Raw genomic sequence first — 13,158 nt, 5'->3', positions numbered from 1 at the left:
CTTTTCACCGATGCAGGCCTTCGTCGTGGTAATGAATCAATCCCGGATACGAATCTTCTCTTCCGTACGCAGCGACGAGGGGGACGCGCCTACGGTTTCCGGGCGTTCGGAGGGCGCGGGGTGGAGATGAGCAAGCACATCCCGAACGACACCGACCGGCGCGCCGCGTCCGAACTCGGCGGTGAGCGCGACGCTCTCCGGTCGAGCGCCAGCCTCCGCGGCCCCGCGCATTCCGGCGAGAGGCGGGACGACGCCGACCACTTCGCGCTCGTCTACGAGAGTCGAGCCGAGCAGTTCGAGACGGTCGTCCCGTTCGTCCGGGAGGGAATCGAGGCCGGCGAGCGCTGCCTCTACGTCGCAGACGAGAACTCGCCGGCGGACATCGCCGCCGCGTTGCGCGACGGCGGCGTCGACGTGGACGCCGCGTTCGAGTCGGGGCAACTCTCGATTCGCACCGCCGAGGAGACGTACCTCCGAGGCGGCGAGTTCAACCTCGACGCGACGCGTGACCTCCTCCGCACCGAGATGGAGGGGGGACTCGCCGAGTACGAGGGGTTCCGCGTCGCCGCCGAGGAGACGTGGCTCGTCGGCGACGAAGGCGCGCAGGAGGCGTTCATGACGTGCGAAGCGCACATCAACGAACTCCTCGACGGGGACGCGATGGCGCTCTGTCAGTACAATCGCAAGGCGCTTCCGCCGGCGGTCATCGAGGACGTCATCGAGACGCACCCGCTTCTCGTCTACGACAACACCGTCTGCCGGAACGTCTACTACACCCCGCCCGAGGAGTACTTCGGCCCAGAGCGACCCGAAAACGACAACGAGCGGAAACTGCGGACGCTGGTGGACCGGACCACGGCGAAGATAGCGCTCGAAACGCGCGAGGAGTACCAGCGCAGACTGTACGAGACGCTGGCCGACCCCGACGCGTCGTTCGAAACGAAGATTCAGCGCCTCCTCAGACTGGGGCGCGAGCGCTTCGGCCTCGAAATCGGGTACTTCACGCGGACCCGCGACACCACGTTCGAAATCGTCGAAGCGGTCGGCGACCACGACGTGATCGAGACGGGCGTCACGGACTCGCTGTGCGATACGTACTGCGAGAAGCTGCTCGCGTCGCCCGGTCCCATCTCCGTGACGGACGCCGCCGACGTCGGGTGGACGGACGACCCCGCCTACGAGCGCTTCGGACTAGACGCGTACTTCGCGACGACCGTCCAAGTCGACGGCACCGAGTACGGAACGCTCTGTTTCGCCTCCGAGACGCCGCGGGAGGCCCCGTACACCGACGCCGAGCGGACGTTCCTCGACCTGATGGGCCAGTGGCTCGGGTACGAACTGGAGCGACGGAACCGCGAGGAGTACCTCCGCGAGAGCTACGAGATAACGTCCGACCCGGCGCTCGACTTCGAGGAGAAGTTGCGTGCGCTGTTCGACCTCGGGTGCGAGCAGTTCGGCCTCGAACTCGGTGCGATGGCCAAGGTCGACCCCGGCGAGAACCGGTTCGAAGTCGAGTACGTCAGCGACGACCACGAGCACTTCGCGCCCGGAGTCGAGCTTCCGCTGTCGGAGACGTACTGCACCGCGGCTATCGACGCCGGCGGCGTCGAGAGCGTCGAGAACCCCGTCGAAGCCGGGTACGACGGTATCACCGTCCGCGACGAGTTCGGCATCGAGACGTACCTCGGAACGTGCATCGAAGTCGAGGGCGACGCCGATCGGACGTTCTTCTTCGTCTCAGAGCGCTCGCGGGACGAGGCGTTCTCGGACGACGAGCGCACGTTCCTGCGACTGATGGCGCAGTGGGCGAAGTACGAACTCGAACGCCGGCAACGCGAGGCGTTCCTCCAGCGGAGCTACGAGATAACGTCCGACCCGACCCTCTCGTTCGACGAGAAGATCGAGCGGTTGCTGGAGATGGGCTGTGACTGGTTCGACCTCCAGATGGGCGGACTCAACCACCTCCCGACGTGGGACGGGGCGTTCCGGTTGGAGAGGGGCGTCGGCCTCGGCGTCGCCGAGGACGAGGTGCTGTGGACCGACCCGGGCGACGGCTGTTTCTGCCGGCGGACCGTCGAGGAGGACGACCCCGTCTGCGTGCCGGACGTGCGCGAAACCGACTGGACCGACGACCAGGTCTACCGGGAGTTCGAGTTGCGGAGCTACGTCGGGACGAAGGTCACGAGCGGTGCCGCGGCGTACGGGACGCTCTGGTTCGGCGACACGGACCCCCGCGGCCGGGAGTTCTCCGACGCCGAACGCACGCTCCTCGACATGATCGGCCAGTGGGTGAGCTACGAACTCGAACGCGAACGGCGGGAGCACTACCAACAGCGGTTGTGCGAGATAATGGCCGAACCCGAGCACTCGTTCGACGAGAAGCTCGGAGACATCTTCGAGTTGGGTCGCGAGCGGTTCGACCTGGAGTTGGGCGGACTGGCTCGCGTCGACCCGGCGACCGACACGTTTGAGGTCGAGGCCGTCAGCGGCGACCACGAGCATCTCGTACCCGGCGCGGAGGCACCGCTCTCGGAGACGTACTGCCAGCTGGCCGTCGAGGGCGGAACCGCCGGCCTCAACGACCCCGAAAAGTACGGCTACGGGAGTGCCATCGCCCACGAGGAGTTCGGCGTCGAGACGTACCTCGGAACGCACATCGCCCTGGACAACGAGCCCGACCGGACGTTCTTCTTCGTCTCCACCGACTCCCGCGACCGGGAGTTCACCGAGACCGAACGGACGTTCCACCACCTCATGAGCGAGTGGGTCAAGTACGAACTCAAACAGAAGCAGCGCGAACGCGCGCTCGAAGAGTCGAACGAGCGGTTAGAGCAGTTCGCCTACGCGGCGTCTCACGACCTCCAAGAGCCGCTTCGGATGGTCACGAGCTACCTCCAGCTGCTCGAAAAGCGGTACGGCGACGAACTGGACGAGGACGGCGAGGAGTTCCTCGAGTTCGCCGTCGACGGCGCAGAGCGGATGCGTGAGATGATAGACTGCCTCCTGGAGTACTCGCGCATCGAGACGAAAGGTGACCCCTTCGAACCGGTCGCGTTGGACGCGGTGCTCGACGACGTTCTCGCCGACCTCCAGATTCAGATAGCGGAGAGCGACGCCGACGTCGAGTCCGAACGACTCCCCACCGTCGAGGGCGACGCCAGCCAACTCCGGCACGTGTTCCAGAACCTGCTCGAGAACGCCATCACCTACAGCGGGGACGAACCGCCGCGGGTCCACGTCGGCGCCGAACGGCGGGGGCAGGAGTTGGTGATATCCGTCCGCGACGAGGGAATCGGCATCGAGCCGAAGAATCAGGACCGCGTGTTCGACGTCTTCGACCGGCTTCACAGCCGAGAGGAGTACGAGGGTACCGGAATCGGATTGGCGCTCTGCGAGCGAATCGTCGAGCGTCACGGCGGCGACATCTGGGTCGAGTCGGAACCCGGCGAGGGGTCGACGTTCTCCTTTACGCTCCCCGTTCCGGAGGACCGGTAAGGACCGCCCCGCCGCCGACTCACTCGACGCTCCGAACCGAAGACGACAGCAGCGAGTCGAACACTTTCCGCTCGGCGGTTCGGAGGTGCTGGTGGAACGTCGGCGGCGTGACGCCGAGGGCCTCGGCCATCTCCTGGCCGGACGCCTCGCGCGGCCACTCGAAGAAGCCCGCGTGGTAGGCCGCACGGAGGGCGGCGCGTTGGCGGTCGGTCAACGCCTCGACGAACGTCTCGTGGATCCGTTCCGCGTCGCCGTCCCCCAGTTCGACCTGCTTTCGCGTCACCATCTCCGCGGCGGGGTAGCCGTCGCGGACGACTTCGATGAGTCGGCGAGCGTCGACGCTCGGAGAGAGGTGGAGCGTCAGATTCAGCGTCCCGTCCTCGAAGGCGGCCTCCTCGATGGACCCGCCGAGGGACGCGAGCGTGGAGAGTATCGGCGGGTCCGACAGGCGTATCTCGAAGCGGCCGTCGTCGCGGAACGTCAGGTCCTCCCAGTGGCGGTGCGCGTCGACGAACGCCGACACCGCGTCGGTCGCGCCCTCGTCGGCGGTTCCGTAGAGGAGGTACGCGCCGTCCTGCAGGGGGACCGTCTCGTCCAACGTGAACCTACAGTCGGTCGAGACATCGTAGCCGTCGAGGATGGCCGGGACGCTGAACTTGAGCTCGACGACTTCGTTGCTCATCAGCGCCCGCTTGCGTTCGACGGCGGCGATGGCGTGGCCGACGATCTCGCCGAGTTGGGCGATGACCTCCCGTTCCTCGCCCTCGAACGCCCGCGGACGGGCGGCGTAGACGTTCAACACCCCGTACACCGTGTCCTCGTGGACGACCGGTATCGCCGCCGATGAGTGAAAGCCGTGTCTCTCGGCGGTTTCGCGCCACGGTCGGTACTTCGGGTCGTTCTGGACGTTCTGGACTGTCTGCACCTCTCCCGTCCGAAGCACCTCGCTCGTGGGGTCTTCGCCGCGTTCGTCGCCTGGACCGAGGGGCGCGGCGTTCCCGTCGAGGAACCCCTCGACGCCGGCCTCGGTTCGGAGGCTCACCGTCTGAGACGGCAGGTTGATGTCGCCTATCCACGCGAACAGGTACGAGTCCGTGCCGGCGAGGCGTTCGCAGACGGTCTTTTCTATCTCCTCGCGGGTGGACTGTTCGATGATCGCCTCCGTCGTCTCTCGGACGACCGCGTTGAGGCTGTTCAGCGCCGTGAGGCGGTCGGTGTCGCGTTCGCGTTCGAGTTCGTTACCCACCCAGTTGCTGAGGATGTCGATGAACGTCACCTCCCAGTCGCTGAACGCCTCGGCGCGCGCGTCCATGTCGTAGAAACAGAAGGTGCCGTACACCTCGCCGTCGACGAACACCGGCGCGCCGAGGTAACAGGAGATGCCCCACTCGGCGTTCCCGACGCGGTCGGCCAACTCGGGGGCGTCCGCGTCCACGTCCCTGAGGACGAGCGTTCGCTCCGTCTCGACGACGCGTTCGCAGTTCGTCGCGGTCAGCGGGACGGAGTCGCCCGGCCGGATGTCGGCGTCCGGGGGCGCGTCTATCGCCTCGAAGACGTACTCGCCGTCCTGCACCCGCGAGAGCGTCGCGTAGTCGGTCCCCACCGTCTCCCGGACGACGCTCAGCAGTCGGTCGATTCGCTCCGAGAGCGAAAGCGAGGGGTCGGCGATTATCTCGTACGCCCCGCGCAAGGTTCGTTCGCGCTCCTGCAGTTCCGTCCGCCGGGTGACCAACTCCCGTTCGTACTCCCGGCGGTTGATGGCCGTCGCGAGGATGTTCGCTACCGACCGGACGAAGTTCACGTCGTGTTCAGAAAAGCGGTTGCCGTCGGCGTCGTACGTGCCGAGGACGCCCCACGGTTCGGCGGACGACCCGACGACCACGCTGATTCCGCTCTTCACGCCGTGGTCAGTGAGGAGGGACGGACCGTCGAACCGGGATTCGGCGTCGAGGTCCTCCACGACGACGGGTCGCTCGGACGTTAGCGTGTACGCCGCCTGCGACCCCTCTTCGACGGCCGAGAGCGTGGACCCGACCGCGCCCTCGTCCCACCCGACGCCCCGACTGAGGCGCAGTTCGTCGGCGTCGGCGTCGAAGTCGAGGACTGCGCAGTAGTCGTTGTCGAGCGTTTCCGCGACGAGGGCGGCCGCCTCGGACGCGAGGTCGTCGAGTTCCCGGTCTCCGAGCGCTCGTCGACCGAAGTCGGTTATCACCTCCTGTTGGCGGACCCGCCGCTGGAGTTCGCGGTTTCGCCGTATGCGCTCGGTCGCGTCTTCGACGATTCCGACGATGCGGACGTCGTCGCCGCCGTCGTCACCGACCACGACCCCGCGCGCGCGAAGCCACCGAACCGACCCGTCGGGGCGGACGATGCGGTACTCCTCCTCGTAGTCCTCCTCGGGGAGGCCGGTGTACGCCTCCCGAACCCGCTCTCGGTCCTCCGGGTGGACCGAAGAGAGGAAGTCGAGGCCGTCCTCGTAGAGGTGTTCTCGGTCGCGGCCCCACACCTCCTCGTAGGCGGGGTTGACGTAGAGAAACTCCGTGGGGTCCTCCGAGGTCATCCAGACGACCTGCGCTAAGTTCTCCGCGAGCGTTCGGAACTTCCGCTCGCTCTCGCGGAGGTCGGACTCCATCTCCCTGCGGTCCGTCACGTCGCGGACGATGCCGGTGAAGTAGCGCTCGCCGTCGTGTTCGTACTCGCTGAACGAAATCGCCAGCGGAATCTCGCTCCCGTCGGCGCGGACGCCCGGGAGTTCGAGGTAGTCCCAATCGAGGTGGCGTCCCTCCCCGTCGAGGTAGCGCCGGACGGCGGTTCGGTGGACGTCAGATAATCGGTCGGGCATCAGTTTCGTCAGCGACTCGCCCACGAGTTCGTCGGATTCGTAGCCGAACACGTCTTCGACCGCCGCGTTCACGTCTCGGACGACGCTGCGCTCGTCCATCGTCACGATGACGTCGGACGCCGTCTTCGCGAGCGTCTCGTACTGTTCGAGTTCGCGTTCGCGCTCCTTCCGTTCCGTCACGTCCCGGAAGTACACCGAGAGGCCGGTCTCGGAAGGGTAGACGTTGGCCTCGACCCAGAAGCCCAGCCGGTCGTAGTCCACCTCGTAACTCGTCGGCGTCTGCATCTCGAGCGCCTCGTGGAAACTCTCCCACGCGTCGGTCTCCGTCGCCGACGGGAACACCTCCCAGACGCTCCTGCCGAGCAGTTCCTCCTCGGGGTGTTGGAGCAGTTCCTCGGCGCGTTCGTTGACGTGGGTGAACCGGAACTCCTCGTCCACTGCGTAGAAGGCGTCGTCGATTCGCTCGAACACCTCGTCGATCTCGCGTTCGAAACGCCGGCTCTCCGCTTTCACCTCCGAGATATCGGTTACCAACCCCTCCACGAGCGTCTGTGTCTCCCCGTCGGCGTCGCGCGCGGCGACGTGTCCGCGTTCCGACACCCAGCGCACGTCGTCGCCCGCCGTCCGAATCCGGTACCGAACCGAGAACCGCCCGTCGCCGTCGAGTCCCGTTCGGACGGTTTCGCGCACGCGAGCGACGTCATCGGGGTGGATAACGTCGTCTTCCCAACTGACCGCGCCGGAGCGTAGCGACTCCGCGGCGTATCCGGTCAGACGCTCGCACTCCCCACCGACGAACTCCGCGGGCCGTCCCGGTTCGTCTCGTCGCCGGTAGACGACGCCCGGAAGGTCGTCGACGAGTGCGGCGAGACCGTCCGCCCCCTCGCCGTCCCGGGGACGCCACCACACTCGCCCCTTCGCCCCCGCCTTCTTCGTGCCGAGAAACCCCCGGTCGGCCAACTTCTCCAGTCGCGTGTACGTACTCCGACGAGACACGTCGAGGTGTCCGGTCACCTCGGCCGTCGTCATCGGCTCCCCCGGGTCGCCAACCGACTCGAAGACGGCGAGCGTCTCCCGCAGGGCGTCGCTCAACGAGCCAGAAGTCATACCCTCCGTAACGCCTCTTCGATTCATTAAGCCTCCGTTGTCGGAAGGTGGCCGTAACACCTTACGTTCATTCGAACGAAGATCTATTCAGCCGATAACACGACGGGCGTCGACCGGAACGAGGGCGATAATTGACAGTTTACCGGCGACGAAGGTCCTAACGAGTTAGGGGGTGGCGTTAACCGGGAAGAACCTCTCTTTCCGGTGTGAACGAGATGACGCGGAACGCCGCCGAGGAGGGGAGTCGATAATGTCCGTACCGACGCAGCGGGTGACGGAGGAACTGATATCGCCCGCCGGCCTGACCGAGGACGAGTACTACCGCCTCCTCTCGGACGAACGACGACGAATCGTCCTCCAGACGCTCACCGAACTCGAACTCCCCCTCACGGTAGGCGAGTTGGCCGAGGAAGTCGCCGAACGCGAGACGGGGATCGGCGCCGACGCGTCCGTCCCGGCGACGCAGGGCGTCGAAACCGACCTCCACCACGTGCACCTCCCCCTGTTAGACGACCACGGAATCGTCGAGTACGACTGGCAGGCGAACCGTATCTTCCGGTCGTAGTCGCTCGGTAGCACGTCGTCCGCCTCGTCTCTCCTCACCTCTTCTCGTTCTCCGTCTTCCATATCCCGCAGAGCGCGGAGCATCCGCGTCGTCCCGTCCTCGGTCCCGCTTCCTTCCGCCGTGGTCTTCCCTCTCCTGCCGTCGGTTCCTCCTTCTCTCGCCGTCGTCCGTTCGTCCATTCGGCCGCTCCACTCCGCTTCTCCGTCGGCACTCGCCTAGCCTCTCCGCGGAGCCCGCCTCGTCGCTCCGCCGGTGCTCACATCTTCCCCCGTCGCTACTCCTCCGTTCGCTGTCGATACTCCTCCCCCACCGCCGGTGTCCGTCTCGTCCCGCCGTTGTCCTCTCCGTCCCCGTCATCGCCCCGCCCTCCCCGCCGTCGTTCTCGGTTTCGCCCGCCGGAGGTGGCCGCCTCGGGTCGATAAACGAGGACATATACCCCCGCATCGAGGGACGCCCCGGACGGCCGACGGACAGTATCAGTTAACGGACTGTTTCGGCCGATACCGACCACAGAGACGTCGTAGGGAGCGATTATGGAGTACCATAATTCCTCACGAACGACGTTCTGAGTGCCGTTATCTTTCGTTAAACAAGTTTACTCTAAACCGAGTAAGTTATATGGTCGGGCGTCCTCGTATTGTTTGATGACTGGGACAATCTCTCTGGGGCTCGCTACGACGGGGGAAACACGATGATTTGGCAGGACCTAATCTTCCTGGCCGGAAGCGTATTCTCGCTGTTCGTGCTGGTGCCTGCCCTCCGCGACGCGACGACGAACATTCCGCTGGGCACCTCGGTGCCCTCCGCCACCATCGGCATCGTCTACGGGACGACGTTCTTCACCCTCGGGATGACGATGTCCGCGGCGGGGTCGATACTCACCGGTCTCATGTGGAGCGTCATCGCCATCCTCCGCTCGCCGCACCCCTTCGACGACGTTATCGGGTCGGACGACCACAGCCACGGCAAACAAGCGACTCACTCGGCTCCGCAGAACGCCGACTGAACGGTACCGCTCTCTCCTCTCTGCGATTCGTCTCTCGGTTCTTCCGGGCTCGTCTCTCGACGTTCTCCTCTCTCTGCGGTTCGTCTTCGCTCTCCGTCTAACGCTCTCCTCGCAGTACTCTCCGGTCGAACGGCGGGTTACGCGGCCGTCCGACCGCTCCCGTCCGCCGCGCCGTCGTCTGGTTCCTCCCGCAACCACTCGGCGAGGAGGGCGCGGGTTCGCGCAGACCGTAGCGTCCCGATGTGGTTCGTCCACAACAGGACGTTCTCGGCCGCGCCGTCGAGTTTCGGGCTCGCCGGGTCGCGCCAGTAGTAGTGGTCGTACGCCCCGCGAATCGTGTAGTACGTCACGTCGCCCGGCGTCTCGGTGCCGGCGTTCAACCGCTTGAGCGGGTGGTTCGGCCGTTCGCGGTACCGGTAGCCGACGAAGCGACTCGGCCGCGCGTACTCGCCGAGCGTCCCCGGGTCCTCCTCGCCGCTACACACCGAGACGCCGTGGTTCGCCCCCGCGATGGAGACGACGGTATCGACCCACTCGTAGCGGTTCCGACGCTCCAACCAGAAGCGAACGCCGGTGACGCCGAGGCTGTGGGCGACCACCGAAACCGCGTCCGACCCGGTGTACTTGCGCACGTTACGGACGAACTCGTCGAGTTGGTCGGACATCTCGCGGTGCGTCGAGTTGGGGTGCGCGAACGTTATCGCCCACAGTTCGTCGCCGGCGAACCCCTCCTCCAGAAGCGCGTCGGCGTGGTCGGACCAGTCCGCGTGCGTCCGGCCGTTCCCGTGGACGAACACGACCGGCGTCCGCGACGCGCCCGGGTCCGTGTCGAACCACTCGTGGCCGCCGACGCCGCCGTACCGCCCCCGAGACGACCACGGGAGGCCCTCGTCGTCCGTCCGACGCTCGCGGCGTTCCCGCTTTCTCCGTTCGCTCGGCGGGTTCAACGCCCCCACGGCGTGGGTGAACATCCGCATCCCGAACGATGCGGTGTACAACGGGGCGACGGAGAGCCGATGTAACGGCATCACCCCGAAACGTCGATGCCGACTTTCGGATGTCACGGTGACTACTCGTGTCACTGCTATTTTTACTTTACTTAAATTGAGTATCAATTCCGGGAGAGAATCGCCGCGGGAGAAATCACGTATCCGCGAGAAAGAGGTCCCGTCCGACGCGAAGCGCGGTCAGTCCTCCGCCGGCGCGAGTTCGAGGAGTTCGTCCGCCAGTCGGCGCAGTTCGCCGCGTTCGGCGAGTTCGTCCCGCCAGCGTTCCGGCACCGCGTCGAGGCCGAACCGCGCGCCCGCGACGGCACCCGTCACCGCGCCGACGGTGTCGGCGTCGTCGCCGTGGTTCACCGCCTCGACGACCGCCTCCTCGAACGAGTCGGCGGAGAGGCCGTGGTACAGTCCGGATTCGAGCGTCGCCAACACGTAGCCGCTGTATCCGAGCGTCTCGGTGTCCGTCTCCTCGGGGAGGCCCGCCACGCGCGTCCACAGTTCGTCCGGGACCGCACCGCTCCCGTCGACGAGGGTCAACGCATCGCCGACGACGGAGTCGGGGTCGGACTCGCCGCAGACGAGGCGGCGCACAACCTCGTTCAACAGGGCGCACCCGGCGGTACACCGCGGGTCGGCGTGCGTAATCTCCGACGAGGCGCGACTCACCTCCGCGAGGACGCCCGGCCGGTCGAGGTACGCCAGCGCGTACGGCGCACAGCGCATCACGCTCCCGTTGCCGGCGTTGCTCCCCTCCGTCCGGCCCTCCCAAGCCTTCCGCCCGGCGTCGGTCCACGCGACCCCCTCGCGCACCTGCGCGAGCGAATCCGCGGTCATGAGGCCGATGTCGAACGGGCCGGACTCGTACCACCCGACGAACCGCCGCGCCACGTCCGCGCCGTCGAACCCGCCGCGTTCGACCAAACTCCGCGCGATGCACAGCGCCATCTCCGTGTCGTCGGTTATCGTCCCCGGCGGTCGGTCGTGGGTCCCGTGTCCGAGCATCTCCGTCACGCGGCCGTGCTCGGACTCGATTCCCGCGGACGTTCGGAACTCGACCGGTCTGCCGAGGGCGTCCCCGCACGCGAGGCCGAGGAGCGTCCCCCGCGCCCGCGAACGGACGGAGTGGTCGATCATACGTCTCGTTCGTCTCCCGTGACACATCAACCCTCGGTCCGTCCGGTCCGGCGTTCGCGTTCGAACTGTGGGACTCAGTGGCACTCCCTGCGTCGTTTTCCGCTCCCGACCGGTTCTAAACGTCGTAACGCCTAAGAGCGGAACAGCCATTAATTCGGGTAATGAACTCAAACGCGAACGTTCGAACGCCCCCCTCTCCACGAACGTGGAGGTGGCACCGTGGGCGTTGAGATAAAGGAGTCCTCGGTCTCCGACGAGGAGTTCGGGGAGATGAAGCGGTTCGTCAGAGATTACCTCTCCGCCAGCGTCGAGAACGAGGACGACGGCGGCCGGATGCGCTGGTACCCGTGGCACAGTTCAGAGTACCGCTTCAACCACATCCTCAACGTGGTCGAACTCGCCTCGGACATCGCCCGCCGCGAGGGGGCCGACGTGGACGTCGTCCGCGTCGCAGCGCTCTTTCACGACATCTCGAAGTTGGAGGCCGAACAGGAGGTCCACGCCGAGGAGGGCGCGCGCGTCGCCCGCGAGTATCTGGAGGCGCGCGCGGAGTTTCCCCAGTCATTCGTCGAGCAGGTGTGCGACGTCGTCTCGACGCACTCCTATCAGGGCCCGTTGACGGACGTCTCCTTGGAGACGCGGTGTCTCATCGAGGCGGACATCCTCGATAAGGTCGGGGCCAACGGCACGGCGTTGATGCTCCTGCGGATGGGGTACGAGGCGCGCACCCACATGGAGGCCTCCGAGATGGTCGAACGAGTCCTCGAACGGGGGCGCGACGCCACGGACCGCATCGAGAGCGACGCCGCCGAGAGCATCGCCCACCAACGACTCAAGCGCGTCAAGTGGTTCCGCGAGTGGTTAGAGCAGGAGGTCCCCGGCATGGACCACGAGGAGTTCGGCGCCTGAGTCGGCCGCCTCGGCCAGACTGACGACGGCGACCGACGCCCGGTCCCCGCTTTTTCGGACCCGCGGTTCAGAGCGTGTCGAGTATCGAGAGGACCGACTCCTCGGCGTCGCGGCCGGGGTCGTGTTCGGACCCGTCTCTGTCGGACTCGCGGTGTTCCTCGACGGTTCGGGCCATCGCCTCCTCGACGGGCGTCGAGTCCCACCCGAGGGCGGCGAGTTTGTTCGTATCGAGGACGTGCGGGTAGTCCCGGTAGAGGATAAAATCGTCCGGTGAGAGTTCCGCGGCGGCGAGTTCGCGTTCGCCCGCGTGGACCACCTCCACGTCGATCCCCATCGCGTCGGCTATCGTTCGGACCGTCTCTTCGAGGGTGAGCACCCGCCTGTCGCCGACGTTGTACGCCTCGCCGGCCTCGCCCTCCTCGGCGACGACGCGCATCGCGGACGCCACGTCCTCGACGTACGCGCGGTGCCAGATGTTCGTCCCGTCGCCGGGGACGACCACCCGGTCGTAGTTCTCGACGCGGTTCAGCCAGTAGTCGAGGCGTTCCGTGTAGTCGTACGGGCCGTAGACGATGGTGGGCCGGACGGACATCGCGTTCACGCCGCGGGTCGCCGCGTCGAAGACCACCCTGTCGCCCTCGGCCTTCCGGGGGCCGTAGCTCTCCGAGGAGTCGTCGGTCAACTGGTCGTCCGAACAGGGGCACAGTTCCGTGACGCCCTCTCGCTTTGGAATCTCCTCCGCGCCGTAGGCCGCACCGCTGGAGACGTAGATGTAGGCGTCCGCGTCCGCGAATATCTCCGTCGCGGACACCACGTCTCTGGGCTGGTACGCCACGCAGTCGAAGACGGCGTCCGGTTCGGCGGCGGCCTTCGCCCGCCTAAGGGCGCCGTCGTCCTTCCTGTCGCCCTCGATTCGTCGGACGGAATCGTCCTCCTTGAAGGGGTTCTCGTGGTTCCCGCGGTTGAAGATGGTCACGTCGTAGCCGTTCTCTACGAGGTCGGAGACGAGGTGGCGACCGATGAATCGGGTGCCGCCGACGACGAGTGCCGAGTCCATACGCTACCCGAGGGGTGGGCCGGAGAAAAGCGTGGGAGATGC

General features: G+C 66.4%; 8 protein-coding genes. 4 read left to right on the top strand and 4 right to left on the bottom strand.

From position 1 onward, the window contains the following. The first annotated feature begins 126 nt into the window (after positions 1–126). Entirely contained in the window at positions 127–3,495 is a 3,369-nt protein-coding gene (locus ACFQEV_RS14870; protein ID WP_379697597.1) for an MEDS domain-containing protein, read from the top strand. Positions 3,496–3,514: 19 nt separating this feature from the next. Here ACFQEV_RS14870 and ACFQEV_RS14865 read toward each other — a convergent pair whose 3' ends face one another. Then, positions 3,515–7,444, bottom strand: a complete 3,930-nt coding sequence (locus ACFQEV_RS14865; RefSeq protein ID WP_379697595.1) for a PAS domain S-box protein — start codon at positions 7,442–7,444, stop codon at positions 3,515–3,517. A 250-nt stretch (positions 7,445–7,694) separates the two neighbouring features. On the opposite strand from ACFQEV_RS14865, the gene ACFQEV_RS14860 reads away from it, so the two are divergent. Continuing rightward, complete coding sequence (locus tag ACFQEV_RS14860) at positions 7,695–8,009, top strand: DUF7344 domain-containing protein (protein WP_379697593.1); 315 nt, start codon at positions 7,695–7,697, stop codon at positions 8,007–8,009. 691 nt (positions 8,010–8,700) lie between these two features. Then, positions 8,701–9,015, top strand: a complete 315-nt coding sequence (locus tag ACFQEV_RS14855) for a hypothetical protein (protein ID WP_379697590.1) — start codon at positions 8,701–8,703, stop codon at positions 9,013–9,015. A gap of 137 nt (positions 9,016–9,152) precedes the next feature. Here the strand turns inward: ACFQEV_RS14855 and ACFQEV_RS14850 are convergent, their stop codons facing one another. Together ACFQEV_RS14850 and ACFQEV_RS14845 are read right to left on the bottom strand one after the other, a co-directional pair. Further along, positions 9,153–10,043: an esterase/lipase family protein gene (locus tag ACFQEV_RS14850; RefSeq protein WP_379697587.1), complete on the bottom strand. Its 891-nt coding sequence runs from the start codon at positions 10,041–10,043 to the stop codon at positions 9,153–9,155. Between the two features lie 159 nt (positions 10,044–10,202). After that, a complete protein-coding gene (locus tag ACFQEV_RS14845; protein WP_379697584.1) occupies positions 10,203–11,150 on the bottom strand; it encodes an ADP-ribosylglycohydrolase family protein in 948 nt (315 codons plus the stop codon). A gap of 219 nt (positions 11,151–11,369) precedes the next feature. On the opposite strand from ACFQEV_RS14845, the gene ACFQEV_RS14840 reads away from it, so the two are divergent. Next, positions 11,370–12,059: an HD domain-containing protein gene (locus ACFQEV_RS14840; RefSeq protein WP_379697581.1), complete on the top strand. Its 690-nt coding sequence runs from the start codon at positions 11,370–11,372 to the stop codon at positions 12,057–12,059. 67 nt (positions 12,060–12,126) lie between these two features. On the opposite strand, the gene ACFQEV_RS14835 is transcribed toward ACFQEV_RS14840, so the two are convergent. After that, positions 12,127–13,116 carry an NAD-dependent epimerase/dehydratase family protein gene (locus ACFQEV_RS14835; RefSeq protein ID WP_379697579.1) on the bottom strand — a complete coding sequence of 330 codons (990 nt, stop codon included), beginning with the start codon at positions 13,114–13,116 and terminating at the stop codon, positions 12,127–12,129. Positions 13,117–13,158 lie beyond the last annotated feature (42 nt).

The sequence above is a fragment of the Halopelagius fulvigenes genome, from assembly GCF_042662625.1.
GTDB classification, from domain to species: Archaea; Halobacteriota; Halobacteria; order Halobacteriales; family Haloferacaceae; genus Halopelagius; species Halopelagius fulvigenes.
The sequence above is the reverse complement of the archived record's forward strand: the minus strand, read 5'-3'. Positions and strand labels throughout refer to the sequence as shown.